The following is a 22952-nucleotide window of genomic DNA, read 5'->3' on the forward strand; positions in this document are numbered from 1 at the left end:
TTGATCAGAAATTGCGGTAGTCGCGGGGAGCCATGCGCGGGCCCCGGCCCGGCGGGCGGCGCCCGCTCAGCTCGATCAGGCGGACCACCCGGTGGCGGTGCCCGGCGAAGGGTTCGAGCAGCCGCAGCATGCCCTCGTCGTCGGTCTTCTCCCCGGTGAAGGCGAAGCCGACCAGGCCGGGGATGTGGTAGTCGCCCACACTGGGGGCGTCGGCGTCGCCCCAGACCCGCTGGCGGATCTCGGCGGAGGTCCAGACGCCGATGCCGGGCAGGGCCCGGAGCAGGCGGTCGGCCTCCCACGTGGTGCTCGCCGTCTCCAGCTTCCCCTCGTGGCGGGCCGCGTTGAGGATCGTGCGGGCCCGTACGGCCTCCGCCCCCGCCCGGTGCCAGTCCCACGACGGCACGAGCCGCCAGGTGCCGGGCGACGGCGGCACCCTGAGCCCTTCGGGGCCGGGCCCGGGAGCGGGGTCGCCGTACTTGCGGACCAGCCAGCGCCAGGCCCGGAAGGCCTCCCGGCCCACCACCTTCTGCTCCAGCACGGCGGGCACCAGCGCCTCGAAGACCCGCCCGGCCCGGCCGATCCGCATCCCGGAGGCGTGTTGGTGCAGCCCCTTCAGGAACCCGGCGACCGGGTCGTCGCCCATCGCGTCGAGCAGCGCGCCGAACCCGGCCGGGTCGTCGGCCGCGCCGAGCAGGTCGGGCATCGTCTCCAGGAGCCATTCGGCCCCGAGCCCCCACGCCATGCCGTGGACCTGACCCGCGACGACGGAGATCCGGAGCGTTCCCGGGCCTTCGGGGGTCCGGCAGGCGCGCCAGAGCGCCCCGTCGGGTGTGGTCTGCCAGACGGGGTCTCCCGAGCCGTGCCGGTGCGGCGCCACCGTCAGCCCCAGGTTCAGCGGGCCGTCGGGGCGCCAACTTCGTTCAGGCATCGCTGGAGAATCTCACCGCGCATTCCGGCAGGTCGACGCCGGGCCACACCCGGGCCCCCGCCGTCAGTTCGTTCCGCGCCCCGATGGACGCCCCGTCGCCGACGACCGTCTCGCGCACCACCACCCCCTCGGCGATCGTGGCGCCCGCCCCGATCACCGAGTCGATCACCGTCGCGCCGGGCGCGATGGCGGCGTCGTCGGCCACCACGCTACCGCGCACGGTCGCCCCGGCCCCCACGGCGGCCCTGGCGCCGATGACCGAACCGCCCGTGACCTTGGCCTCGGGCGAGACGGTCGCGCCGTCGAGCAGCAGGGCCTCCCCCGGTGCGCCCGGGAGGGCGGGGGAGGCGAGGAGGCCGCGTACGAGATCGGCGGAGCCCTGGACGAACGCCGCCGGAGTGCCCACGTCGAGCCAGTAGGAGGAGTCGGCGAAGCCCATGACCGTGTGGCCCGACTCGATGAGGCCGGGGAAGGTCTGCCGCTCGACCGAGACGACCTCGCCGGCCGGGATCGTGTCGATGACCGACCGCGTGAAGACGTAACAACCGGCGTTGATCCGGTTCGTCACGGGGTTGGGGGTCTTCTCCAGGAACGCCGTCACCCGGCCCCGCTCGTCGGTCGGCACGCAGCCGAACCGCGACGGGTCGTCGACCTCGGTGAGATGGAGCGTGACGGCGGCGTCGCTCTCGACGTGCCGGGCGATCTGGGCGGTGATGTCGTGGCCCGACAGGATGTCGCCGTTGAGCACCAGCACCGGCGCGTCGCCGGAGACGGTCAGCCCCTCGGCCGCGTTGCGGATCGCGCCGCCGGTGCCGAGCGGGCTCTCCTCGGTCATGTAGACGATCTCGAGCCCGAACGCCGACCCGTCGCCGAAGGCGTCGGCGAACATCTCGGCCTTGTAGGACGTCGCGAAGACGATCCGGGTCACCCCGCAGGCCCGCGCCTTGGCGAGCTGGTGGGCGAGGAACGGCACGCCCGCGGTGGGCAGCAGAGGTTTGGGGGTGAAGAGGGTCAGCGGGCGTAGCCGCGTCCCCTGCCCGCCGACCAGGAGAATCGCCTCAAGCTGACCGGGTTGGGGCAAAGAAGGCTCCGTCACATGGGCGAGGCTAACTCAATGTTCCGTCGCACGCTGATAGGAAACCAGATGTGCGTGAGCGGACATCTGCCACGTGAATTCACGGCTTCTCGCGAGCCCCGCGGCGCCCAATTCGACCCGTCTGGCGGGTGAATCGAGCAGCGTCCGCAGCGCCGCCGCGATGCTGTCGGAATCGGGTTCGGTGTACGCCACCGCGTCCCCGCCGACCTCCGGGAGAGACGTGCGCTGGGTCGTCAGAACCGGGGCGCCGCACGCCATCGCCTCCAGCACGGGCATGCCGAACCCCTCGCACCGCGACGGGAACGCCGCCGCCAGCGCGCCGCCGTAGAACCCGGCCAGGTCACCGAACGGCAGGTAGCCGGTCCGCACGACCGTGACGCCCTCGGGCAGCGACCGCATGGCCGCCTCGACCTCCCGGCCGCTCTCGGCGGGCCCGGCGATGACCAGGGCGGGCGGGTTCTCCCGGCCTTCGACGGCCTTGGCGAAGCCCCTGATCAGGTTGGGCGCGTTCTTACGTGGCTCGGCCGGGCCGACGAAGGCGATGTAGGGACGGCCGTGGATGCCGAGGCGGCTCGTCACCCGGCGGATCTCGGCCTCGGCCGGCGGGTGGAACAGGTCGGGGTCGACGCCGTGGTAGGCGACGTCGATGCGGGTCGGGTCGGCGCCGACGACCCGGATGAGCTCGTCGCGGGTGGCCTTGGAGGGGGTGATCACCCGGCGGGCGGCCCGGACGGCGGTCTTGGTGGCCGAGCGGAAGAAGGCGGCGCGGTCGGACTCGTACTGGTCGGCCTCGGTGAAGCAGGCGACGTCGTGCACGGTCACCACACTCGGCACCTCGGAGCGCAGCGGCACCGAGTAGAAGGGGGCGTGGATCACGTCGGCGCCGACCTTCTGGGCCAGCAGCGGCACCCCGGTCTGCTCCCAGACGAGGCGGGCGCCGCGGTTGGCGATGGCGTGGGGGCCGGGCACGATCGTCGCGCCGGGGGCGAGACGGGCGTACCGTTCGGCGTCGGCCCGCTGGCAGACGATGACCAGGTCGGCGCCTTGGCGGTCGAGCGCGGCGAGCAGTCCGTCGACGTATCGGATCAGGGCGCCTCGGTCGGCCGGTACGGCCGCGGCGTCAACGAGCACTCGGGGTTTCAAGAGATCGCTCCCCTCAACGCACGGCGAAGGAAGACCGTGACGGAAGGCCCCGATTTCCCTCGCCCTTGTGTCTCACTGTAGGCCGCCTGGAATGCCCATCTTGAGCGAAATCACACGATTCGCCGCGTTCCAGAAACGGATTCCGTAGCTATTCCACGGTTTTTTCCGTTTTGCGGGCCCGCCAACCCGCGAAGGCGGCACAGACCAGATCACCTGCCGAGACCACCACCCGCGACACCAGCGCCGCCGCGATGGCCGACCCCTGGTCGAGCACCGGGGCCAGCGCCGCCACCATGGCGACCTCCCGCACCCCCGCCCCGGCCGGGGCCAGCACGAACACGAACCCCAGGCACCAGGCGAGCGCGAACGCCCCGAAGCTGAGCACGACGGCCCTCGGCCCGGTCGCCCCCAGCCCGTGGACGATCACCGCGAGCTGCGCCCCGTAGGCGGCCCACCCGGCGAAGGCCCACCCGGTGGAGGTCAGCACCCCCCGGGCGGTCAGCGGCCGTTCCAGCGGCGGCCGCCTGAGCAGCCTGAACCCCAGGTTCAGCACCCCGTTGACGACCTTGGGATGCAGCCCGACCGCGAGCACCGGCAGCAGGAGCAGCAACCAGGCGTACCCCGCCACTGAGTCACCCGCGAACGCGGGCAGGGTGGCGACGGCGACCAGCAGCCCGGTCGCCAGATAGATCGGGTACGTCAGGAAGAACGCCGCCGCGCTCCTGGCCCGCGGGATGCCGTGGTCCTTGCCCATCTCCATCTGGGCCAGCACGGGCCAGACCGAGCCGGGGATGTACTTCCCGAGCTGCCCGATGAAGAAGATCTTCCCGGCGTCGGTGAGCCGCAGCGGCGACCCGAGATCGGCCAGCAGCGCCCGCCACATGAGCATCCCGGCCAGCAGCGCCCCGACGACCGCGACCAGCGACACCCCGAGCACCGCCCACGAGAGCCGGGCCAGCCCGGCGCTGATGGCGTCCCACTGGGACACGACCGCCCAGACCCCGAACCCGAGCGCGACAGCGAGAAACCCGAACCGGACGACCTTCTTGACCACCGACTTACCCGGCGACACGTCTGAGGTCTCGCCGCGATCTGGGCTGGCCCCAGACTCGCGAGAACCGCTCGGCCCGCTAAGGTGCCCAGGCTCGCGAGAACCATCGGGCCCGCCGAACTGCCCGGGTTCACGAGAGCCGCCGGGCCCGCTGAAGCGCCCGGGTTCATCGGGGCCGCCCTGGACCCCGTGTTCGCCTGGTCCGCCTGCGCCGTTCTCTGTCACGCCGGATTTGTCAGGCCTTTTCACGACGCCGAGGTTCGGGTCGGCACCGGCTCAGGCGGTTGCGGCAACGCCATGCCCGCCGGGCGGCGCGCGGACTTGGTCGCCACCCAGATATAGGTGGGCACGATCGGCAGCAGGGCCCGCAACGCCGGCCGGGGCGTCTTCTCCAAGGTCGCCTTCACCGCCTTCCCCGCCGCGCCCGCGAACAACTCGCCGCCGGCGAAGGCCTCGGGCGTCGCCAGGACCGGGAAGGTGTAGTCCCACACGTGGAAGTCGCCCAGCATGCGCCGCAGGCCGCCGCGCGTCCGGAAGCGCTCGTAGTAGTTGTCGGCCCGCCCGAACGCCCGGACGTACCGGTCGGCCGCGCGGGGCGGCAGGTAGGAGAGGAACGGCAGCTTGTAGTGGGGTTCCATGACGCCCAGGCGGTTGCCCAGGCCCAGGTAGAGCACGCCGTCGTCGGCCAGCACCCGGTGCATGTCGGCGATCACCGCGTCGGGGTCGACGACGTGCTCGTAGATGTGGTTGAAGACCAGGACGTCGACGGAGCCGTCGGGGAACGGCAGCCGGGTCCCGTCGCCGCACACGAACGCCACCCGCTCGCCGAACCGCCCGGCGGCCTTGCGCAGGCCCGGGACGTCGATGTCGATGCCGAAGGTGTGCCGGGCCCCGGCCAGGGCCAGTTCGTCGGCGATGAAACCGGCCGAGCAGCCGATGTCGGCGACGGTCAGGCCCTCAAGGGGGCGTTCGCCGCGGCCCAGGAAGTGGGCCAGCACCGCGATGATCTTGGCGGCCTTGCGGCGGCGCTTGGCCTCGTCGAGCATCGCCGACTGGAACTCGGAGTACTCCAGTTGCGCGGCGCGTTCGGTGCCCACGGGCGTCCTTCCTCTTGCTGAACCTGCCGGCCGGTCAGAGCGCGGCCAGATAGGCGGACCAGTACGGCTCGGGGTCGACCGCCTTGACCCCCGCCCGGAGACGCTCCGGGGTGCCCGGTTCGTAGAACCGGCGCAGGGCGTCGGCGAGGGCGTCGGCGGAGCCCGGTTCGACCAGCAGGCCGTCGACGTCGTCGGTCACATTGTCGGCCAACGCGCCGACTCGTGTGGCGATGACCGGGACACCGTGTTCGTGCCCGAGCCACACGTTCTGGGAGGCGGTCGCCGACCGGTAGGGCAGCACGAGCGCGTCGGCCCCCGCGAACAGCTTGGGCACGTCGTCGGCGGGCACGTACCCGGGGCGCAGTTCGACCCGGTCGGCCAGGCCGAGCTCCCGGATCAGCGCCGTGGTCGCCTCGGCGCCGCCCCAGAACTCCCCGGCCACGGTCAGGTTCACGTCGGGCACCTGGGCCAGCGCGCGGAGCAGCAGGTCGAGGCCCTTGTACGGCCGCACGATGCCGAAGAACAACAACCGCCGGTTCAGCCCGCCCTCGCCGGTGACCCCGGCCGACGGCAGGTGCGGCGGCAGCGGCACGACCTTCACGAACGGCTGACCGAGTTCCCGCGCCAGCGCCCCCTGGGCCTCCGAGTGGGCCAGCACGCCGTCGACCCGCTTGAGCAGCGCCTTCATCAACGGCCGGTCGTAGGGCTTGGGCTCGTGCGGCAGCACGTTGTGGCAGAGCGCGACCACGCGGGCCCGCCTGCGCAGGCCGTACAGGATGCCGAGATAGGGCGGCACCTGGACCGGGCTCAGCACGGTGAGGATCACCAGGTCGGCGCCGCGCAGGCGGCGGCCGCAGGCGACCCAGCCGTCGGGACGCCGCCAGTCGAGCGAACGCCGGGTGCCCGGGAAGGGTTCGCCCTCGGGGGTGTCGATGGTCTGCACGCCCGGATAGAGGAACGACGGATACTGCGCCTTCCACGACTCGATCAGGACGTCGTGCCCGGCCCGCGCCAGGCGGTGGGCGAGCTCGGTCGTGTGCTGGGCGCCGCCGCCCTTGTAGGGGAAGGTCGGCCCGACGATCGCGACGCGCATCACTCGGTGCCGCGGGATCGCACGATCAGGTCGGCCAGCAGCGCCACCGAGCCGATGAGCATGCCGGACAGGAAGATCACGATGGCGTTGCTGGTCAGGTAGAAGCCGTAGTTGACCACGTCGTAGGCGCCCTTGACCAGGCCGATCCCGACCAGCCACAGGGCCGGCGGCATGAGCACCTTGAGCGGGTTGAAGTACATGATCATCCGCAGCACCTGCAGGATGTAGCGGTAGGCGTCGCCGAAGAAGCTGAACTTCGACTTGCCGGCCCGCTTGGCGTAGTCGATCGGCAGGTAGTAGACGTCGTGCTGGTTCGACAGGAACGCCAGGGTGATCGTCGTGACGCACGAGAACCCGGGCGGTAGCAACCGCAGGTAGGGCTTGGCGACCGACTTGCGGAACGCCCGCAGGCCCGAGTTCAGGTCGGGGATCTTCTGCCCGGCCAGCCGCTCGGCGACCTTGCGGATCACCCACTTGGCCGGCACCCGGAGCAGCTTGTGGGAGCCCTCTTCCGTGGTGCGGGCGCCGACGACCTGGTCGACCGTCGGGTCCTTCTCCAGGATCTGGACGAGGTCGGGGATGCGCTCGTTCGGATAGGTCATGTCGGCGTCGGTCCACACGACGATCTCGCCGCGGGCCTCCTGCGACCCGATGCGCCGGACCGTGCCCGAGCCGCCGTTGCGGTGGAAGGCCCGGATCCGCATGTTCGGGAACCGCGGCGCCGCCTCACGCAGCCGGTCGAGGGTGGCGTCGGTCGAGCAGTCGTCGACGGCGACCAGCTCGTAGGTGTAACCCGAGGAGTCCATGGCCGCGCTGATGCGCTCGACCTCGTCGATCACATGGTCCTGCTCGTTGTAGCAGGGCAGCACGATCGTGACGTAGGGGTTGTCGCTCACCACTGGTCCACTCTCCGGGGGCATGTCCACGTCGGAAGAGGGTACTCTGCCCAGTCGCACCCCGACCGCACATCACGGCACGGCGAGCCAGACGTCGACGCTCAGCGACCACGTTCCGTCCGGCGCCTTGACGAGAGAACGCTCGTCCTGGCGGGTCCGCAGGGCCATGACCTGCCGGGGCGTGCCGTAGGCGGTGAGCTGCTCCGGCTCGGCCGCGAGCAGCACGGGGCGATGCGTTCTGGCGATGATCCTGCGCACATCGGCTTCGAGCGGGACGTTCTCCCCTTCCGGGTAGGCGACTCTGGCCGTCGGGAAGCCGCACTGGCCCCTGACCACCTGGGTGAACCGGTCGCCGGTGACCCGCTCGACGATCAGGACCGTCGAGCCGTCGGGGATCGCGTCGCACATCTTCCGTACGGCGGCCAGCTCCCCCCGCTCGATCGGGGTGAACGCGGTGCCGATCGAGGTGATGACCGGCGGGACGACCAGCAGCGCGGCGGTCGCCCAGACCGGCAGCCGCCGCGCGCCCCAGACGGCCAGCAGGATCAGTCCCGGGATGATCACCGGGACCAGGCGGCGGGCGGCGAACGGGTGGTCGGCCGTGATGGCCGGGCGGTAGAGCGTGGTGACGGTGGTCCACAGGATGATCGCCGTCGGCAGCAACCACGGTTTCTCCATCTTCCGCATCAGCGTGACCGCGCCGAAGACGGCGAGGAGGAGGGCCGGGAGGCCGACGTACCAGATCACCCAGTAGAGCGAACTCTCGTAATAGAGACGTGTGGGGTCGATCGGGAGCCCGTTGGCCTTCTGCACCGCCCCGATCATCTGGGCGGTGAGCGCGTCCTCCGGGTTGGTCACCGGTCTCTTCACCGTCTCGACCAGCGGCCTGACCGCGAGGGCGAGCACCCCGAGCACCACCCCGGCCGCCGCGACATCAGGCAACCACCGAGGGACCTTCGTCACGAACGGCGCGACGGCCAGCACGACCGCGCAGACGGCCAGCAGCGGCAGCAACGAGCCGCTCAGGTAGTCGAAGTAGGGCCGCGACAACACGAATCCCGCGCCGAACCCGATGCCGCCGCCGACGACCACCCCGGCCAGCAGCCTGCGCTGCGCGACGACGCCGAAGACGAGCACCGGCAGGATGTCCCGCAGCCCGTCGATTCTGATCAGCAGGGCCAGCCCGAACACCAGCCCGGCGACGAACATCCGCCGCCCGGCCAGCACCAGCACGATCCCGCCGAACAGCAGCACCAGCGAGGGGATCTCGCTGAAGGTGGTCCGCGAGGTGTAGAGGATCGGCAGCGCGACCGCGAACGCCAGCGCCCCGATCCAGGCCGACCGCGCGTTCACGAGCCGGGCGGTGACCCCCCCGACGGTCAGCACGGCCAGCGCGCCGAGCAGCGCCGGGGTGAACCCGGAGGCGTAGAGGATCGGCGCGCCCGGCATGAACTGCGGCACGATCGCGCCGTCGTGGGCGTAGAACCCCATGCTCGCGAAGCGCAGCGCCTCGTCGGGGCCGCCGAACGCCTCCGTCCCCGGCGGGATCGGCAGCCCGCCGTGGTTTCGCAACCAGATGGCGTACTGCTGGTAGGTGGCCGGGTCGCGGCGCACGATGTACTGCTGCGAGGCGTAGACGGTGTTGAACACCCCCGAGGCGGCGGCGACCAGGAACACCGACCCGGCCTGCCACCACGTCGACTCGACCGTGTCCTTCGGCCACCCCGCCCAGACGAACAGCGCCGCCGCCGGAACCCCGAACAGGACCGTCTGCCAGACGCCGAACCAGCCCAGGAAGACCAGCGCCAGCCCCGCCAGCAGCCAGCCCGACAGGGCCAGCGCGGGCAGCACCGACCCGACGGCCAGCAGCCGTCCCGGTGACAGGTCGATCCTCAGCGCGCGAATGGGCCAGAGCCTAGCGGTGTACCGTGGCCGGGCGACGCGCCCCTCCGACCGGCCCTGACCTGGAGCCAGATGAACGACCACCGCCCACCCCGCCCGGCTCCCCCGGTGCCGGGCCGCGTGCCGGAACACCCGCGCTCCGGGGCAGGGCGAAGCGCGGGCCGCCGCGTGCCGGCCGTCGCACCCGAACGCCCGCGCCCCGTGGGAAAGCGAGGCACGGCCGGCCGCCTTGGCGCCGTGCCGCAGGTCTCTCGGTCGGTCGTGTTCCCTTGGCCGGTCGCGTGACCGCTGAGGACGTGAGCGCCGAGCGCCCGGCCGCGCCCGCGACGCCGTCCCGGATGCGCCGGGGGCTGGCATGGGTGCGGGAGAACCCCTGGTTCTCCGGGGTGTTCGGCGTCGGGTTGCTGCTGCGGGTGCTGGCCGTGGCCGGTTATCAGCCGGCGCTCTGGTTTCCCGACACCTACACCTACGTCGTGACGGCGATCCGGCCCCGGCCCGATCTCGTCCGGCCGGCCGGGTACTCCTTCTTCCTCCGGTTGTTCGAGCCGTTCCACAGTTTCGGGCTGGTCGTGGTCGTCCAGCATCTGCTGGGGCTCGCCACCGCGGTGCTGATCTACACCGCGATCCGGCGCAGGGTCCTCGGGGCGGTCGCGGCGGCGGTGGTGCTGCTGGACGCGTACCAGATCCAGCTCGAACACCTCCTCGTCTCCGACACGCTCTTCCTGTTCCTCGTCGTCGCGGCGACCGTGCTGGCGCTCAGGCCGGTCACCTGGCGCACGGCGCTCGCGGCCGGGCTGCTGCTGGCGGCGGCGACGATCACCCGGACCGCCGGGTTGCCGCTGATCCTCGTCTTCCTGGTCCTGTACGGATGGCGCGCCCGCCGGCTGACCGTGGTCTTCGCGGCCGGGGCGCTGCTGCCCGTCGTCGCCTACGGAGTGTGGTTCCACGCGGCCCACGACCGGGTCGGAATCGTGGGGGCCAACGGGGCCTTCCTTTACGTCCGCGTCATGCCCTTCGCCGAATGTCAGGTCATGAAGCCGCCCGCCGACCTCGCCGTGCTCTGCGACGACCGCCGACCGAGGCCGCCCGCCCAGGACTACGTCTGGGACGACACCTCTCCGCTGGTCAGGCTGCCCGGCGAGACGTTCACGGCCGAGAACGACACCCTCGCGCAGCGGTTCGCGCTGCTCGCCATCGCCCGCCAGCCGGGCGACTACCTCGCGGCGGTGGCCCGGGACCTGGTCAGGGCGTTCGAGCCGGGCCGGCCGGTCTACCCGAACCCCGAGGTGTACGCCGCCTACGAGTTCCCCGTCACGGTCCCGGCCGAACCGCCGACAAAGGACACACTTGGGGTCGAACTCGCCCGCCGATACGAGAACGGGCCCATATCCACGCAAGTGATCGAACCTGTGGCGGGCTGGCTCCGTACCTATCAGAGTGTGCTGGCGCTACCGGGGCCGCTGCTCCTGCTCGTTCTGCTCGTTCCCGTCATCGCGACGCGGCGTTCGGACGTCCTCATTCCGTGGGCGGTCGCATGGGCGCTCCTGGTGGTCCCGGCCGCCACGGCGGTCTTCGACTACCGGTACGTCCTGCCCGCCGCCCCCCTGGCGTTCATGGCCGCCGCGCTGGCCCTTCCACCTGCGACGTCGGTGAAATGCAAGTAAAGCTCAGTACAACCGCATACCGTGAAATGTCCGCAAATGAGTATGCTGTCCGCCAGCCCAAATCGGAGATCGCTGGGCCGGGCGACCGCATCGTGACCTAATCTCGAAGGCGCAATGAGCGAGCGAATCATTCACGACGCCGCTGCCTTCGACACGTTTTCAGTCGAGGAGACGGTATGAGCGACCACCGGCACGTCCCCTCGTCCGACCAACCCGGTTGGGGCACCGGTGCTTACTCCTATGGCGGCAACCCCGGCGTCCCGCAGCAGCCCGCGTTCGAGCCGCCGCCCATGTACGCCGAGCAGGCCTCCCGCCGCCGCGAGACCGAGGGCGACCCCGACTTCGACGAGCACCGCTGGGGCGTCGGCGACCGCTGGGACGATGACGACGACGAGCCGCGCCGGTTCCGCTGGCTGAAGCGCCGCAAGAACGACGAGGAAGACGACGTCGACGACGCCCCCGTCGCGGTCGGCGCCGTGCCGGCGGCCGCCTCGGCCCGGCAGGCCGCCTACACCGTGCCCGTCGCGGGCATGGGCATGGGCATGGGCGCCCCGCCCGGTCCCCCGCCGCAGGCCCCCGGCAAGGGCGGCGCGGGCGGCGGCCGGGCGAAACCGGGCCTCGGCGCGCTGGGCTGGGTGAGCGTGGTGCTCACCACCGTGCTGGTGGCCGGCAGCCTGACCGCCTACACCGTCTACCGCAGCACGTTCGGCAACATCAAGACCCGGAGCATCGCCGAGGAACTGGGCGAGAACCGGCCCCAGAACCAGACCGGCGCCCTCAACGTGCTGCTGGTCGGCTCCGACACCCGCGAGGGCGACAACGCCAAATACGGCCAGCGGGCCGCCCGCGAAGACCACACCGAGCGCACCGACACGATCATGATGCTCCACGTGTCGCCGCAGCGTGACCAGGCCCGGCTGATCAGCTTCCCGCGCGACTCGATGGTGCAGATCCCATCGTGCAAGAACACCCAGACCGGCCAGCCCATGCCGCCTCGGCTCGACATGATCAACTCCGCGTTCAACAACGGCGGCATCGTCTGCACGATCCAGACCATCGAGGCGCTCACCCGCATCCGCGTCGACCACTACATCAAGGTCGATTTCACCGGCTTCAAGAACATCGTCAACGCACTCGACGGCATCGAGATCTGCCTGCCGCAGGCGGTCGACGACCGCGCCTCCAAGCTCACCCTCCCGGCGGGCCGCCAGGTCGTACGGGGTGAGGAGGCGCTCGGTTACGTCCGCATCCGCAAGATCGGCAACGGCAGCGACCTCGAACGCATCAAGCGCCAGCAGGTGTTCCTCTCGCAGGTCGTGAAGAAGGCCACCAGCAGCGACCTGATCACCGACCCGACGAAGCTGCTCGGCGTCGTCAGCGCCGCGACCAAGTCGGTCGAGATGGACGACCAGCTCAACACCGAGACGCTGGTCGAGATCGCCAAGAGCGCCCAGAAGCTCACCGCCAAGGGCTTCAAGGCGATGACCGTCCCGGTCGAGGCCTATGTGGCCGACCCCAACCGGGTGCAGTGGAAGCAGCCGGCGGCCAACAACCTGTTCCAGGCGATCCTCACCGACAGCGAGGTCTCCACGGCCGCCCCCACTCCGCCTCCGTCGGCCGCGCCCGCCGAGGGCGGCTCGAACCAGGGCGGCGGCGAGGCCAAGCCGTCCGCGCCGCCGGCGCCGAAGCCGACCGAGGCCGCGCAGGTGCGGGTCCAGGTCGTGAACGGCACCAACACGACCGGCAAGGCCAGCGAGGTCGCCGAGGCGCTGACCGCACAGGGCTTCAAGGTCACCCAGATCGGCGACGGCCGCAAGGCCGACGGCTCCGACCAGGAGACCACCTCCGTCGCCTACAAGGGCGAGGGCTGGGAGGGCTCCAAGCTCCTCATCGCGTCGCTGCTGAAGACGGTCGACCCGTCGACGACGCCGCTGCCGGTCGCCAACGTCAAGCCGTTCACGCCGACCACTCCCCCGCCGGGCAAGCCGAAGAAGGCCGTCGGCCCGATCATCCAGCTCGTCGTGGGCAAGGACTTCGGCGGCGTCAAGGTCCCGCTGTCGGCGGCCGAAGACGAGTCGACGGTCGACGCGAACACCGACATCTGCGCGACCTGATCCCCGGTTTTCGAGAGGTTTTTCGGTCGCAGGAGGGCTGATTTTGGGATTTCCCGGAGATTCCGCCCTCCTGCGACATCCCGGCGACAAGAACGTTAAGGTGGGGTGTCCGGCCTGGGCGCCCCGGTCTCCCGTCTGCCACCCTGGGGGCGTTTGTCAGGCCTCGTCTGGTTCCGCCCTCTGACAGATAGCTGAGCGTTCTTCCGTGAGTGACACGTGAGCGACATCCGAAACCGCCCCCCGGTTCCGAATCCGGACGCTGAAGACGCACCAACGGGGGTGATGGGCCGGATCACCGACGACACCCACCTCGACCTCCCCGCCATCCAGGGCGACCCCTTGGCCCCCGGCCAGCCGGTCGACACGCACGACCCGTCGATGACCAGCCCCCAGCGAGTGGTCGACCTCGGCAGCGGCCCCCACGCCCATGGGGTGCACTCGACCGGGCCGCAGCAGGTCCCGCAGAACCCCTACGCCTCGGGCGGCCACCTGGCCGACTCCTTCGCGCCCCAGAAGCCCGGCCCGGACGCCCCCTTCCCCGGCCCTTTTGACGGCCCGGGCGCGACCGTAACCCCCGGCTCCGGAAGCCCCGGGCGCTTCCCCGGCCAGCCGGGTTCCCCCTCGGGCACGGGCGCGTTCAGCATGCCCGGCGCCTTCCCCGGCTCGAGCGCCCCTGGAGCGCCCGGTTCCTTCCCGGGTGCCGGCGCGCCCGGTGGGGGGCCGCTGGCCGCGCCGACCCAGACCTCCGCCGACCCGCTGCCGCAGCGCAAGCCCCGGGACCGGCGGCCCCAGAAGGAAGACGCGCCCGCCGAGGGGTTCGACTACTTCGGCGGCGGCGGCGCCAAACCCGCGCAGCCGCACCACCCGCAGACGGCCACCCGCATCCCCCACACGCCCGACCCGCACCAGGGTCAGCGCATCCCGCACGCCCAGCAGGCGCCGCCCGGCGTGGGGCAGGTCGACTACCCCGACCCGCCCGCCGACTGGAGCCCCTGGCAGCGGCGGCGTTCGCCCTACGACCCGCCGTCGGCGCCGCTGCCCACGCAGCCGCCCGGCTTCGAGAACTTCCAGACCGACACCTTCGCCGCCGTCGGCTCCCAGACGGGCGGCCACGCCGGAAGCACGACGGGCGGCTTCCCCGAGTCCCCGTCCATGCCGCTCCCGGCGTGGGCCGCGAACCCGCCGACGACGGCGCCGCCGGCGTACCGGGAGGAAGAGGAGCCCAGCCCGGCCAAGAAGCCGCGGTCGCACCACCTCGACAACGTCAAGTTCGTGCTGATCGCGCTCGTCATCTCCAGCCACGCGCTCCGTGACACGGTGGGCGCCGACGCGGCGAACAAGGCCGGGTACATCTGGGCCTTCGCGTTCCACATGCCGCTGTTCGTCATGATCAGCGGCTACCTGTCGCGGAACTTCTGGGACTCCCGGGGCAAGGTCAACAAGCTCGTCGACACGATCCTCATCCCCTATGTGATCGTGGAGGTCGGCTACGCCCTGCTGCGCTGGGGCCTGGGCGGCAAGTGGTCGCTGACCATCACCGACCCGGCCTGGCTCAACTGGTATCTGGTCGCGTTGCTGCTCTGGCGGGTGACGGTCCCGGTGTGGAAGCGGGTGCGCTGGCCGTTCACGGTCGCGGTCGTGGTCTACCTGCTCTCGGGCTTCTCGCAGCTCGAACAGGACTTCAGCATGGACCGGTTCTTCGGCCTGCTGCCCTTCTTCGTGCTCGGCATGGTCCTCAAGCCGGAGCACTTCGAGTGGCTGCACAAGTCGTGGGTGCGCATGATCGGCGCGTTCGTCCTGGCAGCCTGGACGGCCGCCGCGATCGTGCTCGCGCCGCAGCTCGGGCTGAAGATCTTCTACAACCGGTACAGCTACGCCGACCTCAACATGAACGACTGGTGGTACGCCATCGGTTTCCGCCTGGCGTTCTTGGTCGGCGTGCTGGCGTTGTGCTTCTCCGTGCTGGCGATCATCCCCAAGCGGGAGACCTGGTTCAGCGACCTCGGCGTCCGTACCCTGTACGCCTACCTCCTCCACGGCATCCCGATCCTGATCCTCAAGGACTTCGGGTTACTGAAGCTGGAGTGGCTCGAAGGGCCGCTGGGCACCCTGGCGATCATCGCGAGCTCCTTCGTACTGGCGATAATCCTCTGCCTGCCGATCACCCGGTCCATCTTCAAGTGGCTGCTCGAACCACGCCTGACCTGGCTCTACCGGAAACCGCAGGCGGAAGTTCAGCCGTAGTTCGGCTGCGGTTAACGCTCCGCATCCGGGCATGTCGGACCTGCCGGTCAGCCTCGCTGCATGAAGGTATGTGTCGGCACGGTCGTCCACCATCCGGAGGACGCCCGGATCATGCACCGGCAGATCCGGGCGCTGCTGGACGCGGGTCACCAGGTCACCTACGTGGCGCCGTTCACGCACTGCAACGTGACGCCGCAGCCCGAGATCCGGGCCATCGACGTGCCCCGGGCCGTCGGGCTGCACCGGGCCAAGGCGCTGCGCGCGGCGCGGAGCGCCCTGAAGCGGGGCTGCGCCGACGCCGATCTTCTGCTGGTGCACGACATCGAGCTGCTCCTGGCGCTGCCGAGGCGGCGTCCGGTGACGGTGTGGGACGTGCACGAGGACACGGTGGCCGCGCTGGAGGCGAAGCCGTACCTGCCGGACTTCGCGCGCAGCACGCTCCCGCCGCTGCTGCGCAACCTGGAGGCGCGCGCGGAGCGCCGCCTGCACCTGATCCTGGCCGAGGAGTCCTACCGGTCCCGGTTCGCCGCCGACCACCCGGTGGTGCCCAACCACACCTACGTCGCCGAGACCGCGCCGCCTCCGCCAGGCGAGTCGCGGGTGGTGTACGTCGGCCACATCTCCGCGGCACGCGGCGCCGCCGAGATGGTCGAGCTGGCGAAGCTGCTGCGGCCCCATGGCATCAGGCTCGACCTGATCGGCCCCGCCGACGCCGACGTGCGGCCGATGCTGCGCGACGCCCAGCGCACCGGCCTGCTCGACTGGTTCGGCTACGTCCCCAACCGGCACGCCCTGCGCATGGCCCAGGGCGCGCTGGCCGGTCTGTCGCTGCTGCACGACGTGCCGAACTACCGCGAGTCGACGCCGACCAAAGTGATCGAGTACATGGCCCAGGGCGTGCCCGTCATCACCACGCCGCTGCCCAAGGCCGTGGAGGCGATGAAGGGCTGCGGCACGGTCGTCCCGTTCGGCGACGTGGACGCCGCCTACCGGGCGGTGCTGGAACTGCGCGACGACCCCGCGCGCCGCGCGAAGGCCTCCGCCGACGGCCACGCCGAGGCACGCGCCGCCTACCACTGGCCCGACCGGGCGCCGGAGTTCGTGTCCCTCCTGGAGAACTGGGCCGCGGCCCGCGGCCGGGTGCCCGTTCCGGGCGGGCACCGCGCCGTGGCGGTCTGAGACTGTACGGGCCGGGCCTCGCGTTGATGTACTGGGGTTATGGCTAGCCATCTCATCCAGGGCCGCCGGGTGGACCTTCCGGTGGAGGTCAGGGACGCGGCGGCGGGCGCGGCGACCTATCTCGTGCGGGCCGACGCGGCCCGTGCGGTGATCGCCTACTCGGGGCTCGACGTGACCGAGATCCTCCCGGGGAAGGCGCTGTGCACGCTCGTCTTCGCCGAGTACAAGGACTCCGACCTGGGGGCCTATCACGAGTTCGGGGTCGTCTTCTGGGTCCGTCCACCCGAGGCCGGGCCGCCGCCCCGCCGGTCGGCGCGGGCGGGGGTGCTCGACATCCGGGAGAGCGGGTCGGCGGCGTTCGTGCACTGGTTGCCGGTCGACCAGACGTTCACGCTGGAGGCGGGCCGGGAGATCTGGGGCTTCCCGAAGGAACTGGCCGACATCGACGTCCGCCAGACGAGCCCCTACAAGCGTTGTGTGCTGCGCAAGGACGGGCGGCTGGTGCTCGACCTGCTGATCCGGCCGGGGGTGCCGCTGCCGAACGCCGGGTTGCCGGCGCTGGAGGCGTTCGCGCACCGCGACGGCGGGACCCGGCGGACCGGCTGGAGCGTGCGGGCGTCCGGGGTCAGGGCCCGGCCGGGTGGCGCGCTGATCCGGCTGGGCAACCATCCGATCGCCAAGGAGCTCAGCGAGCTCGGGCTGCCGAAGCGGGCGCTGGCCACCATGACGGCGGCGCACGTGTCGATGAGCTTCGGCGAGGCGTTCTAGCCGGCCGTTAGACGATGGGCGGGCGGCCGAGCTTGAGCATGTGCCAGGCCGTCCGCCACGCCATCGGGCGGCGTTCGCCCGCCGGCTCGCGCCAGCCTTCGGCGAAGCCGCGGAACCAGGCCCGCAGCGCGAACGGCGAACGGTCGCGGATGAGCGTCAGCAACATCCAGTTGCCCAGGTAGAGCAGCACCAGCGGCCACGGCAGGTTGCGCCGGGCCAGCCAAACGCGGTTGCGCGCGTTGAGCCGGTAGAAGTCGGCGTGGCGGGTGGGCAGCACGAGCGGGTGGAACATGACGGTCTGGGCGTCGTACTCGATCCGGTAGCCCTCGCCGAGCAGCCGCCAGGCCAGGTCGGTCTCTTCGTGGGCGTAGAAGAACTTCTCCGGCAGGCCGCCGACCTGGAGGAACGCCGACCGCCTGATGGCGCAGGCGCCGCCGAGGAAGGTCGTCACGGGCGAGCTGCGCTCGGGGTCGCCGGCCCGCAGGCGGGGCACGTGGCGGCGCTGCACCACCCCGGCGTCGGGGTCCATCACCCGGAAGGAGATCACGGCCAGGTCGGGTTCGGCGGCGAACCGTTCGCGGATGTGCGCGGCGACCTTGTCGTTGGCGTACCAGCCGTCGTCGTCGAGGAAGAGCACGACGTCGCCCGAGCATTCCTGCACGCCCCGGTTGCGCCCTTCGGGGATGCCGACGTTGTGGGCGAGGCGGACGGTCTTGACGGTGGCCGAGGACCCGGGCAGCGGTTCCACCGAGAGCGGCGGAACCTCGACCCCGTTGCCCACAATGACCACTTCGATATCACCGTCGACCTGCGTCAACGCGGATTCGACCGCGCGGTCGAGCTCCGGAATGCGATTACCCATCGTGAGGATGACACAGGAAATCTTCATGCGTCATCGCCCCGGCACGAGGTGGGAGACACACGATTTCATGATCACCGAGTCTATTTGGGCGGGCAAATCCGGACTAAGCGTATCGGAACCAGCGGCGAACACCCACCAAACACGAAGTGTCCGGGCAAGAGAGATCGCCGCAAAACTCAAGCGAGCCGCCGTGAGGCGAGAATGCTCACCAGGTGCAGAATAAGTTGCACTCCGGCGATGATCGCGCACGCCACGACGAGAATCCTCGTCGCCGGGAACCAGAAGTCGAGAACAGCCGCGACCACCACGATAAGTGACAACTCGACCGCTTGGATCACCCGGTGGAAGCGTAGCGCCGCCGCCGCCCGCCGGGCCATCGCCAGCTTGCGCGACTGGAACTGGGTCGCCGACACCTCGGTCGCCGCGACCAGCCCCGAGCGGGCCCGCGCGACGTCGACCAGGTCGGTCTCCGACTTGATCAGGATCGCGCCGAGCGCGGCGGCGAAGCCGAGCACGGTGTACCAGTCGGGCCACGTCTCGGAGGCCCGGAAGCCCAGCCCGATGAGGATCGCCGCCTCGGCGAAGTAGTGGCCCACCCGGTCGAGGTAGACCCCTGTCAGCGAGGTGCGCCCGGTCCACCGGGCCAGCTCGCCGTCGGAGCAGTCGAGCAGCAGGTAGACCTGCACCAGCAGGGCCGCCAGCACGGCCGCGGCCAGGCCCGGCAGCACCAGCACCGCGCCCGCCGCCACCCCGGTCACGATCATCAGGCCGGTGACCTGGTTGGGCGTGATGGGGGTGCGGGCCAGCGCCCAGGTGACGTAGATCGACAGCTTGCGCATGTAGAGCAGGCCCGCCCAGTGTTCCCCGTTGCGGCGCTCCAGGGTCATCTCGGGCTGCGCCTTGGCGCGGACCTCAGCGACCGACGGCGTGGACATAACCCTCAACTCGATCACGGATCTCGCCCTCGGTCAGGCGGAGATGCTCAAGGATGGTGTAACGACCCGGACGGGTCGACGGCGCGAGCGCGATCGCCTCGGCGAACTGCTCGGTCGTCAGGCCCACGTCGAGGTGGGTGACCGGCAGGTCGTGGCGGCGCAGGCAGTCGACGATCTGACCCAGCCGGGCCGCGTCGTCGCGCAGGTGGAAACAGAACGCGGCGCCGATGCCGGCCAGCTCGCCGTGGTTGGAGGTGCCGGGGAAAAGCTGATCCACGGCATGCAGGATCTCATGATCGCCGCCACTCGCAGGACGGCTTGACCCGGCTATGACCATCGACATTCCGGAAAGGATCAAAGCCTCCGCCAAGACGGTCAGGAACGCGTCGGACTCGACGGAGTCGGCGCGCCCCATGACGGCCTCGGCGGCCGTGCGGGCCATGGAACAGGCCAGCCCGTCGATGGGCTCGCCCCGCTCGGCGTTGCCGAGCTGCCAGTCCTCGATCGCCGACAGGTTGCTGATCACGTCGCCGACGCCCGAGCGCACCAGCGCCTGGGGGGCGTCGTGGACGAAGTCGAGGTCGACCATGATCGCCACCGGCATCGGCACGCCGAACGAGCCCTTGCCGCTCTCGTGGGTGAGCGAAGCGGTCGGTGAGCAGATGCCGTCGTGGGCCAGGTTGGTCGCCACCGCGACCATGGGGATGCCGGCCAGCGAGGCGGCGTACTTGGTGGCGTCGATGGTCTTGCCGCCGCCGATGCCCACCAGCGCCTCGTAGGCGCCCTTGCGCAGGTCGGCGCCGAGCGAGACGGCCGCGTCGACCGAGCCGTCGGGCACCCGGAAGACCTCGGCGTCACCCAGCGAGGGCGCGATGACCTCGGTGATGCGGTCGCCCAGGCCCGCGCCCACGGCCACCGCCACCCGCCCGGAGGTCGCCACCCGGCTGTCGGCCAGCAGCGACCCGAGCTGCGCGATCGCGCCCCGGCGCACCTCCATGGTGATGGGTGCGGGGAGCATCCTCGCCAGAATCGGCATGTGCCCCCCTCTCAGTAGGTCGCGGCGATGAGGCGGGCCTTGGCGAGGTCGTCGTGGTTGTCGACCTCCACCCACTGCACGTCGCCGATCGGCGCGACGTGGATGGTCTCGCCGCGCTCGACCATCTCCTGGTAACCGTCTTCGTAGTAGAGCTGGGGGTCGCGCTCGAAGGTGGTGCGCAGCGCGTCGGCCAGGCGCTCGGCGGCGCCCGGCCGGATGAGGGTGGCGCCGATGTACTCGCCGTAGGCCTCGGAGGGGTCCATCAGCTTGGTGATGCGCTTGAGCTGTTCGCCGCCGAGGGTGACCTTCATCTCCTCGTCGCCCAGCGTCTTCACGTCGTCGACCGCGAGCAGCACGTCACTGGTCTCGGGAGCGTTCAGCAGGGTGTGCTCGACCGAGACGGGGTGGACGGTGTCGCCGTTGACCAGCAGCACACCGTGGGAGAAGTAGTCGCGGGCGCACCAGAGGGAGTAGGCGTTGTTCCACTCTTCGGCCTTGTCGTTGAAGACCAGGGTGAGGTTGACGCCGTGGCGGTCTTCGAGCGCCGCCTTGCGGTCGACGACGGCCTGCGCCTGATATCCCACGATCACCACGACCTCGCGGAGGTCAACCGCGGCGAGGTTGCCCAGGGCGATGTCCAGGATCGTCGTCTCCCCGTCGACCGGCACCAGCGCCTTGGGCAGAGTGTCGGTGTAGGGCCTTAGACGGCGGCCGGCTCCGGCGGCCAGCACCATTCCCAGCAACGTGCGCTCCTTGGGGTCGAACTGCGTGTAACCCCACAGGTTAGTTGCCAACCGGACCTGATCGTGTAATCCGAATGAGGGCTGTTGTTCAGATTAATCGTTGATGCCGAGATTGGCGGCCTCCGTACCGGAACGCGGGGCCGCCAGCCAGCAGGTCACGCTCTCCCAGCCGAACATGCCCCACAGGTAGAGCGCGAGGAGCACGAACACCGCCGCCACCCCGTCGAACCACGCGCCCGCGGCGACCACGAGCATGCGGCCCTCCCAGCCGAACCCGGCCGCCGCGAGCCAGGCGGGCGGGTAGACGTGCTGACGCACTCGGTAGACGAGGTCGTAATGGTGGAAAAGGATAGCGCCGAGAAGCAGAAAGATGATCACCGGGGGCACCCCGTGGGCGAACCCGACCGACGCCACGAAGCCATACTCGGTGACGCGCAGGATCGGCGGCACCAGCCAGTCGAGCCGGCCGTCGTGGCGGTGGGAGGAGCCCGGCCCGGCCAGCAGCAGCGCGACCGCCGGGGCGAACACGGCCAGGCCGTCGGCGCCCGCGACGCCGAGGGTGAGCAGCACCCCGGTCACGAACATGCCCGCCAGGGCCGGTGGCAGCGGCGGGATCTGGCCGGAGACCATCGTGCCCATCGCGGCCGACAGCGGGCCGTCGTCGCGGTAGGCGACCACGTGACCGGCGGGCACCGGAGACAGGTGAGTCGTCGTCATCAGAGCGACCTCGCGATCCGTCCGGTGAGTGTGTAGAGGGCGGCGATTGTGCCCCAGACCAGCAGGGCGACGAACGTGACGTAGGCGTTGAAGAACGCGGCCGTGACCGCGATGAGCGCCATGCGCTCGCCGATCGGCAGCACCACGATCTTCTTGGCCCACCGGGTGGCGGTGCCCTTCTCCAGCTTGCCCGCCAGTTGCACCAGCCGGGCCCCGTCGGCCGCCACGGCCAGCGAGCGCCGCGAGTTGCCCCACGCCGAGCCCACCCTCGCGGCGTCGGCGACGGCTCCGGCGTACGAGAAATCGATCATGTGCCGGACCGCCTGGAGCAGCATCGCGGCCACCGCGAGCGCCCAGATGTTCTGCGGCCCGGTGGGTCCGCCGACGATGCCCCCGGCGTAGCCGATGGCCAGCCCGACGTAGACCACGTACTCCTTGACGCGGTCGAACGTCGCGTCGAGCCAGGCGCCGATCGGGCTGAACCGGCGCGTGTAGCGGGCCAGCTGCCCGTCGACGCAGTCGAGCACGAACGACAGGTAGAGCGCGACCGCCCCGGCGAGCTGGGCGGCCCGGGTCCCGGTGGAGAACCAGACGGCGGCCATCACCGCCAGGCCGACCGAGATGCCGGTCACGCCGTTGGGCGTCAGCCGCAACCAGGCCGCGGCCTTCACGACGTGGCGCGACCAGGTGCTGACGGCGTAGGTGGCGAAGAAGCCGTCGTCCTGTTTGACGGCGGCGTCGAGCCGGGCGCGTTCCTCGTCGACCGCGCCGAGACGGCCGAACGCCGCGTCGGCGGCCTCCTGCCCGGTCACCCGTTCGGCGTGCAGGACGCCGAGCGGGACCGCCGCGACCGGCACGCCCGAGCGCACCAGCCCGGCCAGCAGCAGGTCGGCGGCCTCGTCGTCGCGCGCGTCGCCGAGCAGTTCGTCGGCGGCCAGGTCGCTCAGCTCGGCCGCGACCGCGGCCAGGCGCGGCAGGTCGGAGGCGCCCACCTGGAGCACGCCGCGGAAGGTGGCGTTGGGGCCGACGAGCTGGTGGAAGGAGTTCCCGGCCGCCGCGACGCGGTCGTTCTCGACCCTGACCGGGCTGCCGCCGGGGCCGGGCTCGCCCGCGGCGACCAGCGCGCCGGTGCCCCGGGCCGGGTGTTCCAGGAGTGCGGCGATGGCCTCGGTGTGGGCGACCACGTCACCTGAGATGATGGCCAGCGGCGCGGAGCCGGCCCGGGCCACGACGGCGATCTCCCTGAGGTCGTCGGCGAGGTGGCCGCCCGCGTGGCCGACCACTCTGACCGCGACCGGGATTGAGGTGAGCTGTTCGGTGAGCCGTCCGAGCACGGTGCCCCCGTCGCAGGCCAGCCGGGCCGCGGGAGTGTTGGCGAGCACGACCGCCACGGTCTGCGTGACGGACTGAACCTGCATGTCAGACCCCACTTCCGTCGACGCCCGCGCTAACCCGAAAAGTAACCGAGTGATCACTAATGGGCA

Annotated in this window: 19 protein-coding genes; 5 read left to right on the plus strand and 14 right to left on the minus strand. The window is 71.1% G+C overall.

The window, feature by feature from the left end; genetic code table 11:
• Window positions 1-4 precede the first annotated feature (4 nt).
• The 8 genes from QSK34_RS32150 to QSK34_RS32185 all read right to left on the minus strand — a co-directional run bounded on the left by QSK34_RS32150 (window position 5) and on the right by QSK34_RS32185 (window position 9290).
• Window positions 5-928, minus strand: coding sequence for a DNA-3-methyladenine glycosylase family protein (locus tag QSK34_RS32150; RefSeq protein ID WP_285589672.1), 924 nt, complete (start codon window positions 926-928; stop codon window positions 5-7).
• Window positions 921-2024 carry a mannose-1-phosphate guanylyltransferase gene (gene manB, locus QSK34_RS32155; RefSeq protein WP_285589674.1) on the minus strand — a complete coding sequence of 368 codons (1104 nt, stop codon included), beginning with the start codon at window positions 2022-2024 and terminating at the stop codon, window positions 921-923. Before manB ends, QSK34_RS32150 begins: the two co-directional genes overlap by 8 nt.
• Before the next feature lie 15 nt (window positions 2025-2039).
• Window positions 2040-3155: a glycosyltransferase family 4 protein gene (locus tag QSK34_RS32160; protein WP_285589676.1), complete on the minus strand. Its 1116-nt coding sequence runs from the start codon at window positions 3153-3155 to the stop codon at window positions 2040-2042.
• A gap of 160 nt (window positions 3156-3315) precedes the next feature.
• Window positions 3316-4239 carry a lysylphosphatidylglycerol synthase transmembrane domain-containing protein gene (locus tag QSK34_RS32165; protein ID WP_285589678.1) on the minus strand — a complete coding sequence of 308 codons (924 nt, stop codon included), beginning with the start codon at window positions 4237-4239 and terminating at the stop codon, window positions 3316-3318.
• Between the two features lie 224 nt (window positions 4240-4463).
• Window positions 4464-5315, minus strand: coding sequence for a class I SAM-dependent methyltransferase (locus QSK34_RS32170; RefSeq protein ID WP_285589680.1), 852 nt, complete (start codon window positions 5313-5315; stop codon window positions 4464-4466).
• A 34-nt stretch (window positions 5316-5349) separates the two neighbouring features.
• Window positions 5350-6408 (minus strand): glycosyltransferase family 4 protein, encoded by a 1059-nt coding sequence (locus tag QSK34_RS32175; RefSeq protein ID WP_285589682.1) that lies wholly within the window; start codon window positions 6406-6408, stop codon window positions 5350-5352.
• Window positions 6408-7328, minus strand: coding sequence for a glycosyltransferase family 2 protein (locus QSK34_RS32180; RefSeq protein ID WP_285589803.1), 921 nt, complete (start codon window positions 7326-7328; stop codon window positions 6408-6410). The genes QSK34_RS32175 and QSK34_RS32180 overlap by 1 nt, the downstream gene beginning before the upstream one ends.
• Window positions 7329-7376: 48 nt before the next feature.
• Window positions 7377-9290, minus strand: a complete 1914-nt coding sequence (locus QSK34_RS32185; protein ID WP_285589684.1) for a hypothetical protein — start codon at window positions 9288-9290, stop codon at window positions 7377-7379.
• Between the two features lie 197 nt (window positions 9291-9487).
• Between QSK34_RS32185 and QSK34_RS32190 the strand changes: the two genes are divergently transcribed.
• The 5 genes from QSK34_RS32190 (at window position 9488) to QSK34_RS32210 (ending at window position 17175) form a co-directional block, all read left to right on the plus strand.
• On the plus strand, window positions 9488-10870 hold the full coding sequence (locus tag QSK34_RS32190; RefSeq protein ID WP_285589686.1) for a hypothetical protein: 1383 nt from the start codon (window positions 9488-9490) through the stop codon (window positions 10868-10870).
• 176 nt (window positions 10871-11046) lie between these two features.
• Window positions 11047-12984: an LCP family protein gene (locus tag QSK34_RS32195; RefSeq protein ID WP_285589687.1), complete on the plus strand. Its 1938-nt coding sequence runs from the start codon at window positions 11047-11049 to the stop codon at window positions 12982-12984.
• A gap of 282 nt (window positions 12985-13266) precedes the next feature.
• Entirely contained in the window at window positions 13267-15228 is a 1962-nt protein-coding gene (locus QSK34_RS32200) for an acyltransferase family protein (RefSeq protein ID WP_285589689.1), read from the plus strand.
• A gap of 60 nt (window positions 15229-15288) precedes the next feature.
• Window positions 15289-16407 (plus strand): glycosyltransferase family 4 protein, encoded by a 1119-nt coding sequence (locus QSK34_RS32205; RefSeq protein ID WP_285589691.1) that lies wholly within the window; start codon window positions 15289-15291, stop codon window positions 16405-16407.
• Between the two features lie 39 nt (window positions 16408-16446).
• The gene (locus tag QSK34_RS32210) at window positions 16447-17175 is read left to right on the plus strand and encodes an acetoacetate decarboxylase family protein (protein ID WP_285589693.1); all 729 of its coding nucleotides are present in this window, start codon (window positions 16447-16449) and stop codon (window positions 17173-17175) included.
• 7 nt (window positions 17176-17182) lie between these two features.
• Here the strand turns inward: QSK34_RS32210 and QSK34_RS32215 are convergent, their stop codons facing one another.
• The 6 genes from QSK34_RS32215 to QSK34_RS32240 form a co-directional block, all read right to left on the minus strand.
• Entirely contained in the window at window positions 17183-18064 is an 882-nt protein-coding gene (locus QSK34_RS32215) for a glycosyltransferase family 2 protein (protein ID WP_161481604.1), read from the minus strand.
• A gap of 149 nt (window positions 18065-18213) precedes the next feature.
• On the minus strand, window positions 18214-18972 hold the full coding sequence (locus QSK34_RS32220; RefSeq protein ID WP_030451288.1) for a CDP-alcohol phosphatidyltransferase family protein: 759 nt from the start codon (window positions 18970-18972) through the stop codon (window positions 18214-18216).
• Window positions 18950-19990 carry an iron-containing alcohol dehydrogenase family protein gene (locus tag QSK34_RS32225; protein ID WP_285589703.1) on the minus strand — a complete coding sequence of 347 codons (1041 nt, stop codon included), beginning with the start codon at window positions 19988-19990 and terminating at the stop codon, window positions 18950-18952. The genes QSK34_RS32220 and QSK34_RS32225 overlap by 23 nt, the downstream gene beginning before the upstream one ends.
• Window positions 19991-20019: 29 nt before the next feature.
• Window positions 20020-20751 carry a phosphocholine cytidylyltransferase family protein gene (locus QSK34_RS32230; protein WP_285589804.1) on the minus strand — a complete coding sequence of 244 codons (732 nt, stop codon included), beginning with the start codon at window positions 20749-20751 and terminating at the stop codon, window positions 20020-20022.
• 93 nt (window positions 20752-20844) lie between these two features.
• Window positions 20845-21468 carry a DUF5941 domain-containing protein gene (locus QSK34_RS32235; protein ID WP_285589706.1) on the minus strand — a complete coding sequence of 208 codons (624 nt, stop codon included), beginning with the start codon at window positions 21466-21468 and terminating at the stop codon, window positions 20845-20847.
• Window positions 21468-22886: a CDP-alcohol phosphatidyltransferase family protein gene (locus QSK34_RS32240; RefSeq protein WP_285589707.1), complete on the minus strand. Its 1419-nt coding sequence runs from the start codon at window positions 22884-22886 to the stop codon at window positions 21468-21470. Before QSK34_RS32240 ends, QSK34_RS32235 begins: the two co-directional genes overlap by 1 nt.
• Window positions 22887-22952 lie beyond the last annotated feature (66 nt).

It is taken from the genome of Herbidospora sp. NBRC 101105 (genome assembly GCF_030269205.1).
Lineage (GTDB): Bacteria > Actinomycetota > Actinomycetes > Streptosporangiales > Streptosporangiaceae > Herbidospora > Herbidospora solisilvae.